The sequence below is a fragment of the Vibrio sp. Vb2960 genome, from assembly GCF_033337665.1.
GTDB lineage: Bacteria > Pseudomonadota > Gammaproteobacteria > Enterobacterales > Vibrionaceae > Vibrio > Vibrio alginolyticus.
In genome coordinates this window covers 26,887-45,392 of record NZ_JAWORD010000025.1, presented here as the reverse complement: position 1 = coordinate 45,392, position 18,506 = coordinate 26,887, and the positions used below count along the sequence as shown (strand labels likewise).

At 45.0% G+C, this 18,506-nt stretch carries 20 protein-coding genes and 1 other RNA gene; 9 read left to right on the top strand and 12 right to left on the bottom strand.

Features of this window, described 5'->3' with window-relative positions:
• Positions 1-21: 21 nt before the first annotated feature.
• The 6 genes from lepB to rpoE form a co-directional block, all read right to left on the bottom strand.
• The gene (gene lepB, locus R7O03_RS19205; protein WP_171343182.1) at positions 22-921 is read right to left on the bottom strand and encodes a signal peptidase I; all 900 of its coding nucleotides are present in this window, start codon (positions 919-921) and stop codon (positions 22-24) included.
• A gap of 104 nt (positions 922-1,025) precedes the next feature.
• A complete protein-coding gene (lepA, locus tag R7O03_RS19200; RefSeq protein WP_005384577.1) occupies positions 1,026-2,819 on the bottom strand; it encodes a translation elongation factor 4 in 1,794 nt (597 codons plus the stop codon).
• A gap of 158 nt (positions 2,820-2,977) precedes the next feature.
• Entirely contained in the window at positions 2,978-3,448 is a 471-nt protein-coding gene (locus R7O03_RS19195; protein WP_005384575.1) for a SoxR reducing system RseC family protein, read from the bottom strand.
• A 2-nt stretch (positions 3,449-3,450) separates the two neighbouring features.
• The gene (rseB, locus tag R7O03_RS19190) at positions 3,451-4,410 is read right to left on the bottom strand and encodes a sigma-E factor regulatory protein RseB (protein WP_005380941.1); all 960 of its coding nucleotides are present in this window, start codon (positions 4,408-4,410) and stop codon (positions 3,451-3,453) included.
• Entirely contained in the window at positions 4,407-5,033 is a 627-nt protein-coding gene (locus tag R7O03_RS19185; protein ID WP_005380944.1) for a sigma-E factor negative regulatory protein, read from the bottom strand. The genes rseB and R7O03_RS19185 overlap by 4 nt, the downstream gene beginning before the upstream one ends.
• A 26-nt stretch (positions 5,034-5,059) precedes the next feature.
• On the bottom strand, positions 5,060-5,638 hold the full coding sequence (gene rpoE, locus R7O03_RS19180; protein WP_005380946.1) for an RNA polymerase sigma factor RpoE: 579 nt from the start codon (positions 5,636-5,638) through the stop codon (positions 5,060-5,062).
• 554 nt (positions 5,639-6,192) lie between these two features.
• Between rpoE and nadB the strand changes: the two genes are divergently transcribed.
• Positions 6,193-7,806: an L-aspartate oxidase gene (gene nadB, locus R7O03_RS19175; protein ID WP_005380947.1), complete on the top strand. Its 1,614-nt coding sequence runs from the start codon at positions 6,193-6,195 to the stop codon at positions 7,804-7,806.
• 22 nt (positions 7,807-7,828) lie between these two features.
• Here the strand turns inward: nadB and R7O03_RS19170 are convergent, their stop codons facing one another.
• Together R7O03_RS19170 and R7O03_RS19165 are read right to left on the bottom strand one after the other, a co-directional pair.
• Entirely contained in the window at positions 7,829-8,311 is a 483-nt protein-coding gene (locus R7O03_RS19170; RefSeq protein WP_309304495.1) for a protein YgfX, read from the bottom strand.
• Entirely contained in the window at positions 8,259-8,519 is a 261-nt protein-coding gene (locus R7O03_RS19165) for a succinate dehydrogenase assembly factor 2 (RefSeq protein ID WP_005380951.1), read from the bottom strand. The genes R7O03_RS19170 and R7O03_RS19165 overlap by 53 nt, the downstream gene beginning before the upstream one ends.
• A gap of 189 nt (positions 8,520-8,708) precedes the next feature.
• On the opposite strand from R7O03_RS19165, the gene ygfZ reads away from it, so the two are divergent.
• The 3 genes from ygfZ (at position 8,709) to R7O03_RS19150 (ending at position 10,989) form a co-directional block, all read left to right on the top strand.
• Positions 8,709-9,677 (top strand): tRNA-modifying protein YgfZ, encoded by a 969-nt coding sequence (ygfZ, locus tag R7O03_RS19160; protein ID WP_238762462.1) that lies wholly within the window; start codon positions 8,709-8,711, stop codon positions 9,675-9,677.
• Entirely contained in the window at positions 9,670-10,143 is a 474-nt protein-coding gene (locus tag R7O03_RS19155; protein WP_005384562.1) for an aminoacyl-tRNA deacylase, read from the top strand. The genes ygfZ and R7O03_RS19155 overlap by 8 nt, the downstream gene beginning before the upstream one ends.
• A 639-nt stretch (positions 10,144-10,782) precedes the next feature.
• Positions 10,783-10,989 carry a DUF1107 domain-containing protein gene (locus R7O03_RS19150; protein WP_005380970.1) on the top strand — a complete coding sequence of 69 codons (207 nt, stop codon included), beginning with the start codon at positions 10,783-10,785 and terminating at the stop codon, positions 10,987-10,989.
• Positions 10,990-11,054: 65 nt separating this feature from the next.
• Here the strand turns inward: R7O03_RS19150 and R7O03_RS19145 are convergent, their stop codons facing one another.
• The 3 genes from R7O03_RS19145 to R7O03_RS19135 are packed head-to-tail and all read right to left on the bottom strand — an operon-like array spanning position 11,055 to position 14,075.
• Positions 11,055-12,263: an FAD-dependent 2-octaprenylphenol hydroxylase gene (locus tag R7O03_RS19145; protein WP_318131947.1), complete on the bottom strand. Its 1,209-nt coding sequence runs from the start codon at positions 12,261-12,263 to the stop codon at positions 11,055-11,057.
• 31 nt (positions 12,264-12,294) lie between these two features.
• Positions 12,295-13,473 carry a 2-octaprenyl-6-methoxyphenyl hydroxylase gene (gene ubiH, locus R7O03_RS19140; protein WP_318131946.1) on the bottom strand — a complete coding sequence of 393 codons (1,179 nt, stop codon included), beginning with the start codon at positions 13,471-13,473 and terminating at the stop codon, positions 12,295-12,297.
• A gap of 23 nt (positions 13,474-13,496) precedes the next feature.
• Complete coding sequence (locus tag R7O03_RS19135) at positions 13,497-14,075, bottom strand: YecA family protein (RefSeq protein ID WP_005380976.1); 579 nt, start codon at positions 14,073-14,075, stop codon at positions 13,497-13,499.
• A 249-nt stretch (positions 14,076-14,324) separates the two neighbouring features.
• Here R7O03_RS19135 and R7O03_RS19130 point away from each other — a divergent pair, with 249 nt between their 5' ends.
• From R7O03_RS19130 to serA, 5 genes are all read left to right on the top strand, one after another.
• Positions 14,325-14,633: a cell division protein ZapA gene (locus R7O03_RS19130; RefSeq protein ID WP_005384553.1), complete on the top strand. Its 309-nt coding sequence runs from the start codon at positions 14,325-14,327 to the stop codon at positions 14,631-14,633.
• An 8-nt stretch (positions 14,634-14,641) separates the two neighbouring features.
• Positions 14,642-14,826, top strand: a non-coding RNA gene (gene ssrS / locus R7O03_RS19125) — 6S RNA.
• A 5-nt stretch (positions 14,827-14,831) separates the two neighbouring features.
• Positions 14,832-15,431, top strand: coding sequence for a 5-formyltetrahydrofolate cyclo-ligase (locus R7O03_RS19120; protein WP_065274855.1), 600 nt, complete (start codon positions 14,832-14,834; stop codon positions 15,429-15,431).
• A 53-nt stretch (positions 15,432-15,484) separates the two neighbouring features.
• Positions 15,485-16,141: a ribose-5-phosphate isomerase RpiA gene (gene rpiA, locus R7O03_RS19115; protein ID WP_005380982.1), complete on the top strand. Its 657-nt coding sequence runs from the start codon at positions 15,485-15,487 to the stop codon at positions 16,139-16,141.
• Between the two features lie 274 nt (positions 16,142-16,415).
• Positions 16,416-17,648: a phosphoglycerate dehydrogenase gene (serA, locus tag R7O03_RS19110; protein ID WP_005384551.1), complete on the top strand. Its 1,233-nt coding sequence runs from the start codon at positions 16,416-16,418 to the stop codon at positions 17,646-17,648.
• A 71-nt stretch (positions 17,649-17,719) separates the two neighbouring features.
• On the opposite strand, the gene R7O03_RS19105 is transcribed toward serA, so the two are convergent.
• Entirely contained in the window at positions 17,720-18,412 is a 693-nt protein-coding gene (locus tag R7O03_RS19105; RefSeq protein ID WP_064368771.1) for an oxidative stress defense protein, read from the bottom strand.
• Between the last annotated feature and the right edge of the window lie 94 nt (positions 18,413-18,506).

The following is an 18,506-nucleotide window of genomic DNA, read 5'->3' as shown; positions in this document are numbered from 1 at the left end:
ACTCTCTCGATATTTGAATGGTTAGTGAATGCCACCGATGCGGTTAAAACGCACACCAGTTGGAATCCATGAAGGTAGAACACTATCTGCGCCACGATCAAACTCGAAGCTGATCCAGATCGCGACAGCTTTACCGACTAAGTTTGCTTCTGGAACAAAGCCCCAGTAACGGCTGTCAGCACTGTTGTCACGGTTATCACCCATCACAAAATACTGACCTTGTGGTACAACCCACTCTGTCGTTCCGCTGCGTGGGAAATATTGCTCCACGCGGTTACGCACAAGAGGGTTAACCAAAATATTGTGCTCAGCGTTACCCAATTTTTCATCCAGTTGGATCATTGGAATACCGTTCGAGCTAAACTGACTTTCTTCAACATTGCTCAGTTTAACTGGCTTACATGCCGATTCGCCTTGGCTTTGCACGCAAAGCTGCTTATCACTTGAATAACGCACGATATCACCAGGTAAACCAACTACACGCTTAATGTAGTCCACACTTGGTTGTGGTGGGTATTTGAAGACCACGATATCACCACGCTCAGGCTTACCAGTTTCCACTAGCTGAGTACGCCATACTGGGTCTTTTAGACCGTACGCGTACTTCTCAACTAAAATGAAATCGCCAACCAGCAAGGTAGGCATCATTGAGCCTGATGGGATTTGAAATGGTTCGTAGATAAAAGAACGTAATACTAAAACGAACGCGATCACAGGAAAAATAGAGACGCTATTTTCAACCCACCAAGGCTGACGCTCAACTTTTTGCAAGGTCACTGCATCCAAACCATTAGACGTCTGAGCTTGAATCTCAGCCAGTTTTTCCTGACGCTTTTTCGCGAAAACCAGCTTTTCCAATAGCCAAACAACGCCAGTTACCAAAGTCGCAATAACCAACATCAGTGAGAATGTATTCGCCATTAAATTCCCTTATCTAAAAATACGAAAGTGAAAGAGCCGAAACCCTTTCACTTATTTTAATATCTAACGTCTTAAGACCGACAAGTGTGAGACAAAGTTCAACTTTAGTCTTTACCTACGTGAAGGATGGCTAGGAACGCTTCTTGAGGCAGCTCAACGTTACCGATCTGCTTCATGCGTTTCTTACCTTCTTTCTGTTTCTTCAGAAGTTTCTTCTTACGACTTACGTCACCACCGTAACATTTCGCGATAACGTTCTTACGCAACTGTTTTACCGTTGAACGAGCGATAATGTGGTTACCAATTGCCGCTTGGATTGCGATATCAAACATTTGGCGAGGGATGAATTCTTTCATCTTCTCTACCAACTGACGACCGCGAGTCTGAGACTGATCTTTGTGTGTGATCATCGCCAATGCATCAACAGTGTCACCGTTAAGAAGAACGTCTACACGTACCATGTTCGAAGCTTCAAAACGCTGGAAGTTGTAATCCAAAGATGCGTAACCGCGTGATGTTGATTTCAGACGATCGAAGAAATCCAGTACCACTTCGGCCATTGGAATATCGTAAGTCACAGCGACTTGGTTACCGTGGTAAACCATATCAACTTGACTGCCTCGCTTTTCAACACACAGAGTGATTACGTTACCTAGGTACTCTGAAGGCACAAGGATATTACAACGCGCAATCGGTTCACGAATTTCTTCAATGTCATTGATCGCTGGTAGTTTTGCTGGGCTATCAACATACAGCAGATCGCCATCCGTCTTCTCAACTTCGTAAACTACCGTTGGTGCTGTGGTGATAAGATCCAAGTCGTATTCACGCTCTAGACGCTCTTGGATGATTTCCATATGCAGCATGCCAAGGAAACCACAACGGAAACCAAAGCCAAGTGCCGCAGAGTTTTCTGGCTCGTAGAATAGCGATGCGTCGTTTAGGCTTAGTTTGCCTAGTGCGTCACGGAAGTTTTCGTAATCGTCAGAAGATACAGGGAACAGACCTGCGTAAACCTGAGGTTTAACTTTCTTAAAGCCAGGTAGCGGTTTATCACAACCATTCTTCGCTAGAGTCAGCGTATCACCAACAGGGGCACCAAGAATGTCTTTGATACCACAAACAACCCAACCTACTTCACCAGTACGAAGGATATCGGTATCCACTTGTTTTGGCGTAAAGATACCAAGACGATCTACACCCCAAACTTGGCCCGTACTCATCACTTTGATCTTATCGTTCTTCTTCAGTTCGCCGTTTTTAATACGCACTAAAGAAACAACGCCAAGGTAGTTATCAAACCATGAGTCAATGATCAGCGCTTGTAGTGGCGCATCTGGATCACCTTCCGGTGCTGGAATCGCTGACACAATGTTCTCTAGAACGTCATCAACACCGATGCCTGTCTTCGCAGAACAGCGGGTTGCTTCCATTGCATCGATACCAACGATTTCTTCAATTTCTTCCGCTACACGCTCAGGATCAGCTGCAGGTAGGTCAATCTTGTTTAAGATTGGCACAACCTCTAGATCCATTTCGATCGCGGTGTAACAGTTAGCCAGTGTTTGAGCCTCAACACCTTGACCCGCATCCACAACCAATAGCGCACCTTCACAAGCCGCTAGAGAACGTGATACTTCATATGCAAAGTCAACGTGCCCCGGAGTATCGATGAAGTTCAGCTGATACGTCTCACCGTCTTTAGCGGTGTAGTTTAGCGTCACACTCTGAGATTTGATGGTGATGCCACGCTCACGTTCAAGATCCATTGAATCCAGAACCTGTGCGGCCATTTCACGATCGGTTAACCCGCCACAAACTTGGATTAGACGGTCTGATAGGGTCGACTTACCATGGTCGATGTGGGCGATAATCGAAAAGTTACGAATGTGCTTCATAGATTTAGGGTGACTAACTCTTTACAAATAGGGACAGTAAGAAACGCCATCTACTGACGGCATTTCAATCAAGTTGGCAGATTCTACCGAATTTCGTTAACGGGCGCACGTAATTTAAAGTACATACCCAAATAACCTTTAGTGGAGGGGGACAGCACTTACTGGATTGGCTCTCCAAGTACCCGAACGAGGGTAACTTGGCGCTTAGATTCATCTTCTAACGGACGAGAAACACGTTTTGCGATCCACATTCCACCAGCGGCAAACAATACCGATGCCAATATGATGATGCCTTCCCCGCCGGCTGTCAGCGGCGCTAATAGGAAGTGACCAAACATCGCACCGATAATCAAACCAAACAATGGCAGTAAATAAACCGCCATTGCTGATTTTATTAGGCTCGACTCAGGAAAACCAATCTCGACGACTTGACCTATTTTCACCGATTTATCCGTGCGCAGGTGCCAAGATAAACTCTTGTTACCAATGGCTTTAGTAACAACGCCCGTTCCACAGCTTTTCTGTGAAGAGCAACTACTGCAACTGGTCTGCTGTTCGCAACTTAAATCAATTTCGTATTGCTTGCCGCGACGATGCACGTCTGTCACGGTAGCCAACGCGGTCATCATTGTTATTTACTCTTTGTTACATTAAATGTGACAGATTGGGCTATACGCTGTGCTGTGGTCGGTGGAATGTCTCCTACAACAGAGATTTCATGTTGACCGCTCACAAAACTGTGTAGCGTTCTTCTGCCTTGGCGAACCAACTGCCCTTTTAACGAATGCTCATCTTTGTTTGCTACGTAAACAGAGAAGCTAAACAGACCATCAGAATACAGCTGGCTCTCCACCATTTGATTAGTAACGGCCATTCGATAGCGGTTGAGCTCGTTCGGCTCGAAACCCTCAGGGATCCAACCAACCTGCCAATTACTGGTCCCAATATCGCCTTTTGGCATGGTGAGAACAGCAGGTAATTGAACATCTTGCAGGCCACTCATTAACTCTGCGATTTTTGGGTTTACCGTGTAAGAAATAGTGCGATATTGTTCAAGCATCTCACCATCGCGGTCCACAAGGTCGGCACGTAACGGCAATTTACTCTTCTCATCGATCCATAGTACGTATGAATAGCGCAGACCGTCTTTAGGAACAATACGCAGCACTTGTGTTGCCACACCAGCTTCACGAGCTCTACCCACTTTTACATAGTCGTAATACAAGTTTAGCTCATCGATATTGGTGTTGAGCATAGGCATAGTCGGAGCGACCATTTTACCTGACTCGATGGTGAATGGTTCTAAACCCGTTTCGATATAACTTACTTCAGTTCCGCGACGAATCACTTCACGCACAGGGCCACTTAAGTAGACAAGATGAGCATATTGATCGTCACCATGCGTGGCATGACGATACAGCAACGGCTCAATGCTGTTCTTTTTGATAAGGATATAAGAGAGTTCGTAACTTAAATTCTTACTCGCCTCGCTCATTTGATGCAATAAAGCCTCCGCTGGCTTATCACCAGCAAAGGCTTGAGAAGACATCATACTGAACAGAGCGCAAGCGCTGATCAGAAATTTTTTCATTCAATATCCGGATTCAGATTTGCATCTTGTTGAGATGCATCACTGTTAATTCGTAACTGCAATTCGTAGTCTCGCAGCATAGCATGAACACGCTTGCGCTGCTCTTGCATATTTGCCTCGCCTACAGAACGTTCTACAGACTCACGAGTCAAACTCACTGGTTCTGCGCTGCCAGCAAACGGAACCGTCTGCAATACAGGTAATTGATCTGTTTGCGGCGACATTGAATCGCTACCACCGTACTGCTGTACACCTAAAATAACAACAAGCGATACACATGCAGCAACAGCAACTTGACCAAACTGCGTCAACCAACCTGGCAACTGACGTTTTGCTTTTTGCGGTTCTGGTTGCGACTCTTTTGGCGTATCCGCAATTGAGATAACATTTGCACTGTGCGAATCAAACGCACGGTGTGCAGGTTCATCTTCTAACGCTAACGCCACGCTTTCAGCAATATTCCACTCAGGTTTTGCTGGCGCTTCGCCTCGCATCACATCACCAATCAGGTGATAGTTCTGCCAAGCATCACGGCTCTCTTGGTCTTGCTCTAACTCTTGAATTAAAGCCTTATCGACCAATTCTCCATCCATGAGAGCTGAAAGTTTTTCTTTGTCAGCCATTATTTTCACCATAGTTATTACTTGTACTAGCGTTGCAAAAGAGGTCTGATTTTCTTTTCCACCGCCTCACGAGCACGGAAGATACGCGATCGTACCGTTCCTACCGGGCAATCCATCACTTCTGCAATTTCTTCATAACTCAAGCCATCGAGCTCTCGTAATGTCATTGCGGTTTTTAAATCTTCAGGTAAAGCTTCGATTGCACTGAACACCACCCGTTGCAATTCTTTGGACAACGTTAAGTTCTCAGGGTTCGATATTTCTTTAAGTGCACTACCTGTTTCGTAAAATTCAGCATCTTCAGCATCGACATCTGTCGCTGGAGGTCTACGCCCTTGAGCAACAATGTGATTTTTCGCAGTATTCACTGCAATGCGATACAGCCACGTATAAAACGCACTTTCCCCACGAAAGCTAGGGATAGCTCGGTAAGCTTTAATAAACGCTTCTTGTGCTACATCTGGTACATCGCCAGGATTACTAACGTATCTGGAAATAAGATTACATACCTTATTCTGGTACTTTGTTACCAACAGGTTGAATGCTTGCTTATCGCCATTCTGAACTCGCTCAATCAATACTTGATCGGTCAGCTGCTCGTTCATTCGAGCGGATACTCCTATTTGTTATGCCCCTACTCTTCTCAGATATGGGTACTAATTATGCAAAACGTAGTATTGACACCACTGCTTACTTGAGCACTATTGTGACCCTAACGTGAATGAGAAAGTTCCATGGTTTCTCAAGTTTTTTGTCATTGTTTTTTCACAGTGTGATGTCTGTACCCAAATGACCACCGCTGCCTGACTTTAGTCTAAGTTTGACAAGCGAGCATCTTGGAGGGAAATGGGTATAATGAATGATCTCTGTCCCAGATTGTGCTGGGTCGAGCATGGAAAAGCAATGGCATTGACAAACTATTACTTTTCATTTGCATGGCTAATGGCTATCTGAACACCGCGTTACAAATTATAACTTAGGAAGCATGCTCATGCTCTGCATGAAAAAGAAGAGTGGCTCAGTCACCGCCGTAACACGGACGTCGATAGGTCTCCCAACTTAGCCCTTAGCGACAGATGTCGCGATAATGGAATGCACATGGTGTGCAAATAATACACAAGGTAACTTTGTTACCTTAGCTTGGGATTATAAAAGTTATATGAACACAAATCGTGAACATGAGTGTGATGTATTAGTGGTAGGGAGTGGCGCGGCAGGTTTGTCGTTGGCTTTGCGCGTTGCTAACCACTGTAAGGTGATGGTGCTGAGTAAAGGACCACGCAGCGAAGGGGCGACCTACTATGCTCAAGGCGGTATCGCTGCCGTATTTGATGAGTCAGACACCATTGATTCACACGTTGAAGACACGCAAATCGCCGGGGATGGTATTTGCGATGAGGAGACCGTAAGGTTCATTGCTGAGCATTCAAAAGAGTGTGTACAGTGGTTGATTGACGGTGGTGTCCCATTTGATCGTGAAGAAGATGACTCTGACGATGAACCTCGCTACCACTTAACTCGTGAAGGTGGTCATAGCCGTCGTCGTATTCTTCACGCGGCAGATGCGACAGGTATGGCGATGCAAACCTCCCTGCAAGATAACGCTCACAACCATCCAAACATTCATGTTCTCGAACGTCACAACGCTCTGGACTTAATCACCGAAGACAAAATTGGCGGTGATAAAAACAAAGTTATCGGTGCTTATATTTGGAACCGCAACGAAGAGCATGTCGAAACCGTGCGAGCCAAATTTGTGGTTCTCGCTACAGGTGGTGCTTCAAAGGTTTATCAATACACCTCTAACCCAGATGTGTCGTCTGGTGATGGTATTGCGATTGCTTGGCGTGCAGGGTGTCGTGTGGCGAATATGGAATTTAACCAGTTCCATCCGACGTGTTTATATCACCCAGAAGCACGTAACTTCTTGCTGACTGAAGCGTTGCGTGGCGAAGGTGCTTACCTGCGTCGTCCAGATGGCTCTCGCTTTATGCCAGATTTCGATGAACGTAAAGAGCTTGCTCCGCGTGACGTCGTGGCTCGTGCTATCGACTTCGAAATGAAGCGTTTAGGCGCCGACTGTATGTATCTCGACATCAGTCATAAGCCTGCTGACTTTATTACGAAACACTTCCCAACCATTTATTCACGTTTGATGGACTTGGGCATTGACATGACTAAAGAGCCAATCCCAATCGTACCTGCTGCACACTACACTTGTGGCGGTGTCATGGTGGATAGAAATGGCTGCACCGATCTGAAAAATTTGTATGCGATTGGTGAAGTTAGCTACACCGGGCTGCATGGTGCTAACCGCATGGCATCAAACTCACTTCTCGAATGCGTGGTTTATGCTTGGTCTGCGGCAAAAGATATTCTAAAACATCACACTAACGTTGAGCTACCTTCACAGGTGCCATGTTGGGATGAAAGCAAAGTAACCAATAGTGATGAAGAAGTGATCATTCAGCACAACTGGCACGAGCTTCGTCTGTTTATGTGGGACTACATGGGCATTGTGCGAACTGATAAGCGTTTAGAGCGCGCCTTACGCCGTATCCAACTGTTGCAACAAGAAACACACGAGTACTACAGCAATTTCCGAGTGTCGAACAACTTATTAGAACTGCGTAACCTTTTACAAGTAGCAGAGTTGATGGTTCGTTGTGCGATGCAGCGTAAAGAGAGTCGAGGTTTGCACTACACGCTTGATTATCCGAACCAACTGGAAAACAGCGGACCAACAATTTTGGTTCCAGCTAAACAGCTTTAACTTTACCAATTAAACTATTACATCAACAGGGAGCATCAGCTCCCTGTTTCATTTCCCATTGGCGTAATACCAAAGATAGTTGACGATACTGCTCATCGTCACAGCTATCACGCCAAATCGTAACACTACGGCCAGATTGCAATTGGAATGTTATCTTGAATGGTGATGCCGATCTATCAACTCGCTGTAAATGACCCTTTTCGGACTCAATATCTTCCGAGTATTCGCCACACTCAAGGGCATCAAACCTAACCGAGCCATCGCAGTGCACATACCAATGCCCATGACTTGTAGGTTGAACAAGACTTTGGTTTGAGAAAGCCTTCACAATCAGTAATAACAAATAAGTCGATAATACGAGCGGAATGCTAGAGAGGATAACAGCCCAAGTCATCAATAAGAAAAGTACAACATTGAAGACTCGGGCAGTCAGAGAGGGAGAAGCAGTAAAATTAACGAACTTTGCTGAGGTTATGGGCGACAATTTTATCAACCATTGCTGCATGACCTAAATTTTCGCTACGGCCATGCCCCATTACCCAAGTAAACAGATCAGGATCATCGCATTCAAGTAAAGAAACAAAGTCACGCTGCTCTTGTTCACTCAGAGTATCAAAGCACTCTTCAAAAAACGGCATAATTACTACGTCAAGCTCAAGCATGCCTCGACGACAAGCCCATTTAATACGCGCTTTTTCTTCCGGAGTGTACATTCACTATTCCTTCATAGATGTCTTGTTGTTAGTGCGGAGTGTAACAAGGGATGTGCTACGTCACTAGTGTGCGGGTCACAATACGATAGTGAAAGCAGACAAATGTTGATTCGTAAATCGCTCCCCTAGTATCTCAAGGTTATTTGGGTATAACATAGCGGAAAAATATCTTCAAAAGGCATTGTAATTATGGAATGGCAAACTCGTTTTTCAGCATTACCTCTCTCAACTCAAGACGCGCTTCCAGAGTTATCTATCTCACTGCTGGATAACTTCGGCATGATCACCATGATCGGTGATGATAAAAAATCATACTTACAAGGTCAGGTTACCTGCGATGTTGTTTCTTTAGAACAAGACCAATCAACACTGGGCGCACATTGTGATGCGAAAGGCAAAGTGTGGAGCGTGTTCCGCCTTTTCCATCATCATGATGGCTACGGCATGATCCAACCAAAATCGGCGATTGACGTAGAACTTAGTGAAATAAAGAAATACGCCATTTTCTCTAAAGTAACGATTGAAGCTTCTGATGACGTTATCTTAGGTGTTGCTGGCGTCAAAGCCGACGAATTCATTTCAACAATGAGCGAGACAACTGGCAGCGTTCGCCCAGTTGACGGTGGCACAGCAGTGCAAGTTGCACAAGATCGCTGGTTACTGATATTAAGTGCGCCAGAAGCACAGCAAATCGTTGAAACTACCGACGCTGTCTTTACGACAAATGAGCTTTGGAATCGTTTCGATATTGAAGCAGGTTTACCATTTGTCTCTGCATCCGCGCAGAATGCTCACATTCCACAAGCACTTAACGTGCAAGCTTTAGGAGGCATAAGCTTCACAAAGGGCTGCTACACGGGACAAGAAACGGTAGCACGAGCGAAGTATCGCGGTACCAATAAACGTGCGATGTATATCGTAAAAGGTGCAACTTCTGCTCCATTCAGTGACGAACCAATTGAGCTCGAACGCAGCGTAGGTGAAAACTGGCGTTCAGTAGGTGCTTTATTAAATCACTACCAGTTCAGTGACAATCACGCGATTGGCCTGATCGTGCTGCCTAATAATCTCGATGAGGACACTCGTCTTCGTTTGGTTGCGCAACCAGAATGTGAATGGACAATCGAATCACTGCCTTACAGTCTTGATGATGAGTAATACAATCAATACTCCTTTGATGCAATTTCTCACAGACCAACACATTCCGTTTCGTCTGCTACCGCATCAAAGACCAGCAACGACCATTGAGGATGCCGCGCACCAACGCGGCATTCGCCCCTCTCAAATGGTGAAAGCAATCTTGCTACGAGACATGGGTAATCAATATGCACTCGCCTGTGCACCAGGTGATCGTAGCGTTGATCCCAAAAAAGTGCGCTCGTTACTGAAATGTCGCCGGATGACTTGTGTTGATCAAGCCGATGTTGAGTCCATCACTGGTTACAAAATTGGTACTGTCACTCCTCTGCTACTCAAACGTCATATGCCAATCGTGTTCGACCCCAGCTTACTAGAAGAACAGGAAGTCACGATCAGCAGTGGCGATCGCATGGCTGGACTGGCGCTTTCTATTCAAGATCTTATCCAATTGTGCCAGCCGACCGTAGCTGAGATCTGTCGTTAATCGTCTAAAAACAATGTAATGACATGTAGTGTTTCTATCACTGCGTGATCTCGCTCATATCTACAAAAATAGATATGAGAATTTTTAATCACATATAAAACATAAATAGTCACAAAGATAAAACTCGTATATGCTGAATTTGTTGGTTAAGTTTCAAACAAGCACTTAACCGATATAAAGTGAGTCAGCTAGCTGAGTGACAGCATTCATGCAGTTAGTTATCCACTTTTGTGTAATGCATCTGTGACTATTCGCCCGCTGAAGCGGGCTTTTTTTTACGTGGAACTTTTTCTCTTTCATTTCCTCTAATCGTTAGAACGTAAAGTGTGTTGCGCGAGGCACGACCTTAATAGAAACAACTAGCAAACAACCGTTTTCGTTCTATTCTTAATTCTGTAACAAAACTATTGCTTAATGCGTCACGTAAAAAGGAGTGTATTGGCGTAAGGGTTCCTTTAGAGAGGTTATTTTTGGGGTAATCCTCACGCTATTTAAGAGATGACACTGTCAAATTGTCTAAGACAACACAATTCTCTGACGCAACACCCTACATCTGTATTTAATACTATTGCTGTCACAATAATTTTCGCGTCCAGAACGTAGAATACCTAGGCTAGGTTAGATAAAAGGAAAGTAAATATGAGACTGTTTAAGCGCTATACACCAAGTATGATTGCTAAACATATAAGTCGTCTTTTTAAAGGAAGAATTTATATTTACGGGGTCGGTAGATTCGAGTTTGATAACGGTAAGTTAATACTGCCGGAGAAAGCAGAGCAACGCCATTTCCGAGCGGTCAAAGAGATCAATCAAGAAATAATGAAACTCCGATGCGCATATGCTTAGCAAAATGTTGATAAAACAAAGGCTGGATTAACCAGCCTTTTGTGTATTTGAAGTTTGCTTTGCACTTACTGACGCGCCAGATCCGGCAAGTGTCCCTTTAAACCAAGCGCGCGCTTCATGATCTCATCTTTCGCTCCCGGCAGTTGCCCCGCTAAACTCAAGCCAATGCCACGAACAAGCTTTTTAGCAGGGTTCTCGCCAGAGAACAAATCTCGAAACCCTTGCATAGTAGCGATCATCTTTGCCGCTTCCGCTTTTCGCCAACGCTCGTAGCTTCTTAGGTTGCGTTTACTGCCGATATCTTGTCCCTGCTTCCAAAGTGCTAACACCTCTTGAGCAAGACTGGCCGCATCTAATAAACCTAAATTCACACCCTGCCCCGCTAATGGGTGAATGGTATGGGCCGCATCACCAACCAGCGCGACTCGCTCGACAACAAAATCTCGCGCATAGCGCATTTTCAAAGGAAACGCAGCACGCTCTCCCACTACTTCACATAGACCAAGTCGAGCATCAAACTCACTCGTCAACGCTTTATTGAAATCATGTTCACTCATTGCCACTAACTGCTCTGCTCGATTTGGCTCCGTGGACCAAACAATAGAGCACATATCTGGTTGCGACATTGGCAAAAATGCCAACGGTCCATGAGGAGTAAATATCTGGCGCGCAATGCTGTTGTGTGGCATGGCAGTTTTGACATTCGCGACCAAAGCATGATGACCATAGTCCCAATGCGTTAATGGAATATCCATTTGATGGCGAAGCCACGAATTCGCCCCATCGGCTCCGACCACTAATTTAGCGGTCATGGCTTGGCCATTATCGAGCGTCAGCCAGCTTTCTTGCTCACCGACCGCGAGAGTCGCGCAACGTGCAGGCATAAACATAGTGACGTTATCGAGCTTTTGGACTTGTTCGAGCAGTGCGAGTTGAATCACTCGATTCTCAACAATATGCCCTAAATCAGGTTGTGCCATGCTTTGTGCATTGAACTCAATACTAGCAAAGCTATCTTGCTCCCACACTTCCATACCGTAGTATGGTGAAGCTCGGCGCTGTTCTATGCCCTGCCAAGCACCAAGTTTACGCAAAATCGTCTCACTAGAGCGGCTCAGCGCAGACACACGAACATCGGGCAATTCTTTCAACGAATCATCTGGCACTTTACCTTCAATAACGGCGACACGCAGATCACTGTCTTTGAACGCGGCAGCAAGTGCCAACCCAACCATCCCTCCGCCGATGATGGCGATATCTACACTTTGCATCATTGCTTTTTATTACCTAATTCAGTGCGGCCGTTCATCGTTTTACCAAGCCAAGTGTATGGCGTAGTAGCGGCTGCTTAAAAATAGAAAGGTTATCCATCGCTGCTAAGGCAGTATTTCGGCCAATTCGCATCGCGGGTAAATCATTTGAAAAAACATGCACCAAGGCACTGGTTAGCCAAATAGTTTCGCTTCGATCTGCTTCTCTACGTTGACTAAAGCGCATCAGGCCTTGATAAAGACCCACATCCTCACTTTGCTGCACAATTTCTTCTGCTAGTGAGACTACATCGCGAATACCGAGATTAAAGCCTTGTCCAGCTATCGGGTGCAGCGTTTGCGCCGCATTTCCAACAATCGCAAAGCGATGTGAAATATTTTGCTTTCGATGGCGAAGAAGCAATGGGTAACTTGCACGACGCCCCACTTTTTTCATCGCGCCTAAACGCCAACCAAAATCGTTCTGTAAATGCTGGAGAAATGCTTGATCAGATAACTCAAGAACGGCTTGGGCTTCTTCAGGGTGCAAACACCAAACTAAGGACATTCGATTGTCACTCATTGGCAATAAAGCAACAGGGCCATTTTCAGTAAAACGTTCAAAGGCTCTACCTTGATGAGATTCTTGAGTCACAATATTGGCAATGACAGCCACTTGTTCAAAATCTTGCTCAGAAAGTTCTAGACCAATTTTCTGACAACAGGTCGAAACAGCACCATCTGCAGCCACCAGCAGTTTTGCTTCAAGTTGCTCACCACTTTTCAACGTCACATGGGTACAGTTTTGCTCGCGCTCGATATCGGTAACGGAGTCAGGACAAAACAGCGTAATTGATTCGCTGCTGTCTAATAATTCTTGATATACACGCCCAACATCGGCTAATTCTACAACATACCCTAGAGCTCCCACCCCAACCTCTTGCTTGGTAATCTCCGTCATCCCAGCATGAGAACGGTCAGAAACGTGGATATGTTCAATGGGTGTGACAAACGGTTCTACTGACGTCCAGAGCTGTAGTTGACGCAACAGATTGACAGTACCGTAAGACAATGCGATTGAGCGAGAGTCAAAACCAGGGTGCATATCTGATTGTGCTTTAAAAGGCTCAACGACGGCAATGCGGAGCTTTCCCTGAGACAAATGGTCAATCGCCAATGCTAACGTTGCACCAGCCATGGCACCACCAGCAATGACTACATCATATTGCTTCATACTAACCTCTGGACGGTCTACGATTAGTGAATAGTAGGTTTTTTGTCGCTGCTTTCAGGACGAACACCAAATTCAGCATGAATCGTTAGTACGCAAGCTTTGATGTGCTCAATCACTTGCTCTAGCAATTGCGCTTGTTCACCAAGATCGTCATCTTCATCAATGCCTAATTTGGCAATCTCTTCTAAGTCAGCCAGTGCTTCTTTAGCGTCATCAGATGCTTTATTAAGCGCAACGCCTGCTAGACCTAGCCCAGAAATAAAGTGGTTTACAAAGTCGGACACACTGTCGGCTAATGCGAATAAGCCTTCTTCGCCCGGCTCATCTGGCAATAGTAAAGACAGCTCCATTGATGTGCCAGTAAGCTCATTAACAGTAACGTTGAATATGCTCTGAGCAAAAGTGAGTGCTGTCGAGGGCCACCCCATCCCATCATTGGTGTAGTCAAAAAGAATCGGCTGCCAAGTTTGATCATTGATCGCCAATCCACCACTTAACATGCCAACAAATAAGCCATGTAACTCCGCCGGTGTCACAGCCAGGCTTGCCGATTGCAGTTCAGCAGCAATAGATTGGTATTCAGGAAGGGTGATTTCACTCATAACTTGGCTCATTCTTGCGTAATAATGTATTGGTATATCCTACCATCAAGGTTAGTGGTCTGAAACGGCTATCAAATTCAATTTTGGACAGCATTTGTTCAATTTGCCCAATTCCTGTGTGATCTCGTCATCATTTCTCTTTCTGTGATGGGAAATGCTTGAATCTTAATAGCGGTTTTCCTATAGTTTGCTCCTCGGTAGTTGTATGAAGCAACACCTTAGATAGCGCGAATATAGAGTTTATTCATCATGAGCAATCAAGCGATCGACGTTGAAATATTAGGCAAACTTACACGAGTGAATTGTCCGACAGGACAAGAAGAGTCTCTTGTTGCAGCGGCAAAAGATCTGGATCGCCGATTGAAAGAAATGAGCGAACGTACTAAGGTAACCAATGAAATCCAACTGCTGACCTTTGCTGCATTGAATATTTGCTATGAGTTGCACACCAAGTCATACGAATCCAATGGTCAACAGCAAGAAATTACTGAGCGAATGGAAAAGCTCACCGCGTCTTTAGAGAACGCACTAAGCAAAGTTACGCAAGGACAGCAGTAAATACAAAATTTACCCTGGGGTGTGCGTCAGCAGGATTTAAGTCCCTGAGCCGATAAGCAATACCTAAGGGTTAGTATTTGGTAACTATTGAGCAAGCTCGGCATGCACCGAGAAGCCTACGGTTGTCATTGCTGATCCGCCTTGAACCAGCTGGTTCAAGGGCCACAATCCTCAACGGCACCCTGGGGTATTCTCTCTATGTCAGACCTCTCTCGACAAGACTTCCGCAAACTGATTCGTGAAAAGCGCAACGCTCTGTGCAGTGATACACAATACCAAGCGGGAATCGACCTTATTACTCAATTTTCCCAACTTCCTGAAATCGAGCAGGCGCAACATATTGCCATCTACCTTTCTGCAGACGGTGAGCTTGATACTAAACCGCTCATTGAATGGTTATGGCAACAGGGAAAATCGGTTTATCTGCCCGTCATCCATCCCTTTTCTAAAGGTCAGTTACTGTTTCTTCAGTATATAAGTGATGAACAGCTCGTCTACAACAAGTACGGCATCTTAGAGCCCAAGCTCGATATCAGACACCTCAAACCCGTTCGCCAGCTTGATTTAATCTGCACACCTTTAGTTGGGTTCGACAGCATCGGACACCGCTTAGGCATGGGCGGGGGGTACTACGATCGTACTCTGTCACGTTGGTTTGTAACTGGAGAGGGTGCTAAACCTGTCGGTATCGCTCATGACTGCCAACATGTAGAACGCTTACCAATTGAAAGCTGGGACATTCCATTACCTAAGATCGTGACCCCAAGCCAAATATGGCAATGGGAAAGTGACAAGTAAGCCGCTATAATCACGCCCGCAAACGTTAACGAACATCTATTCAGGAGATTGGCATGACTCAAGATGAAATGAAAAAAGCGGCTGGTTGGGCAGCACTAAAATATGTTGAGAAAGGCAGCATTGTCGGTGTTGGTACTGGCTCTACCGTGAATCACTTCATCGATGCACTAGGCACTATCAAAGATGATATTAAAGGTGCAGTGTCTAGCTCTGTCGCTTCAACTGAGCGCCTTAAAGAGCTTGGTATTGAAGTATACGAGTGTAACGATGTAATGAAGCTGGATGTGTATGTTGATGGCGCAGATGAGATCAACCCAGCACGTGAAATGATCAAAGGCGGCGGCGCGGCTCTGACTCGTGAGAAAATTGTCGCAGCAATCTCTGATAAGTTCGTATGTATCGTTGACGGCACTAAAGCAGTTGACGTACTTGGCCAGTTCCCATTGCCTGTTGAAGTAATCCCAATGGCACGCTCTTACGTGGCTCGTGAATTGGTAAAACTAGGTGGTGATCCAGCTTACCGTGAAGGCGTTGTGACTGACAACGGCAACGTGATTCTGGATGTGCACAATATGCAAATTACCAATCCGAAAGAAATGGAAGACAAAATAAACGGCATCGCTGGTGTGGTGACTGTGGGTCTTTTCGCTCATCGTGGTGCTGACGTAGTGATCACTGGCACACCAGAAGGTGCAAAAATTGAAGAATAAATAACAGCCCAAAATGAACCTATCTGGTTCACTTTTCTGTTATTTCATTACATACGGTGCTGCAAGGCACCGTTTTTTATTCCTTTCTATAAGAAAATTATCTCTTATTCCGTAATTTTCTTACCCAAAGCAATTTTTTTTTGTTACTTTATTGAACAGAAGACGCACAGGGAAACGTTTGTCTTCCTACAAAACTGTTAATTATCCCCTTTTTAATAGTTTTGCCCAATGTGCGCCACATTAGCCCACCTTTCCATTTTAAGGACGAGAAAAAATGGCCAAAGTTTCACTGGAAAAAGAAAAGATTAAGATCCTCTTGTTAGAGGGACTCCACCCTTCTTCAGTTGAAGTTCTTCAAGCAGCTGGTTATACCAACATTGAATACCATAAAGGTTCCCTTCCGGAAGAAGAACTAATTGAAGCGGTAAAAGACGTGCACTTCATTGGTATCCGCTCCCGTACGAACCTATCCGAAGAGGTAATCAATGCGGCGAACAAGCTGGTTGCAATTGGCTGTTTTTGTATTGGTACTAACCAAGTAAACCTAGATGCAGCAGCAAAACGCGGTATTCCTGTCTTTAATGCACCATTCTCTAACACTCGAAGCGTGGCAGAGCTTGTACTTGGGCAAATCCTTTTACTAGTGCGTGGTATTCCTGAAAAGAATGCACTTGCACATCGCGGTATTTGGAAGAAAAGTGCAGACAACTCTTACGAAGCTCGTGGTAAGTGCCTTGGCATTATCGGATACGGTCACATTGGTACGCAGCTTGGTATTATTGCCGAAAACTTAGGTATGCGCGTTTACTACTACGATATTGAGAACAAACTGTCCCTTGGTAATGCGACGCAAGTACATACCATGAGTGAACTATTGAACAAATGTGATGTGATTTCTTTGCACGTTCCCGAAACACCGGAAACGAAAAACATGATGGGTGAAGCTGAATTTGCTCGAATGAAACCAGGTTCCATCTTTATCAACGCGGCACGTGGCACCGTTGTGGATATTCCTGCACTTTGCCATAGCTTAGAAGCTGGTCACCTTGCTGGCGCTGCAATTGATGTATTCCCAACTGAACCAAAAACGAATGCTGACCCGTTCGAGTCTCCTTTACAAAAATTCGATAACGTCATCCTTACTCCACACGTTGGTGGTTCAACGCAAGAAGCACAAGAGAATATCGGCTTAGAAGTGGCGGGCAAACTGGCTAAGTACTCTGATAACGGATCGACACTTTCAAGCGTAAACTTCCCTGAAGTGTCATTGCCAGAACACAGTGGTGAGTGTTCTCGTCTGCTTCATATCCACAAGAACCGTCCTGGTATCCTAACTCAGATCAACACCATCTTTGCTGAAGAAGGCATTAACATTGCCGCGCAGTACCTACAAACAGCCGCTGAAATAGGCTACGTAGTGATCGACGTTGAAACTGAGCGCTCAGAAGAAGCTCTAACAAAGCTCAAAAACATTGAAGGCACAATCCGTGCCCGTATCCTTCACTAAACAGTGAAACAGAAACGACAAAGGCAGGGGTTATGACTCCCTGCCTTTTGCTTTTTACTGTTTGCTAAGCCTTACTTTAGCTTATAAATGACATCGACTTGATCGCGAATGATCATAGTTGAATCTTGGTAGCTATTCGCTCCTTCTTTACTATCCATCGCCATTGAACGCATTAACACAGGCTGAACGTGCATCTGTCTGTAATTGATCTGCCATACATCGCCCAACTTTTTCTCAAAACCCGTCGCTAATGACCCTGCTTTTTCTCTTGCGTCCTTAATCGCAGCCATTCGTGCCTTTTGCTGATACTCGGCTTGGTTGCTTATCTTAAGTTGAATATTATCAACCTGATTAATTCCCGCCTCTAACGCCATATCTAGGTATTGGTTAAGGTTTTTCAGATCCGTCACCGTGACATCAATACTGCGAGATGCTCGATACCCAACAAGTTCTGCTTTCCCTGATTTAGGGTAATGGTACTGAGGAGCAAGGTATAAATTCGAGCTAGTAATATTGTCTTTTGACAAGCCGGCATCCGATAAGCTTTTTAGAAACTCTTCAACGGTTTTATCTACGGACAATTTCGCTTGTTCGGCCGTCATTGTCGTATCGACTACTTTTACAGAAAACGTAGCCATATCAGGTGTGGCCGTCACTTCGCCATACCCCGTTGTCGTAACATGAGCAAACTCTGGCGTATTCGCCAAAACTGAAGCACTGGTAAGGCTGAGTGCTGAAGCCAGCAAAAATGAATACAATTTCATTCAATAAATCCATCCATACAAAATTAAGTACTTAATCTCAGATTCCAACATCACTATCATGGCTGAGAAAGCGTGTGGTTTCATAATAGAAACT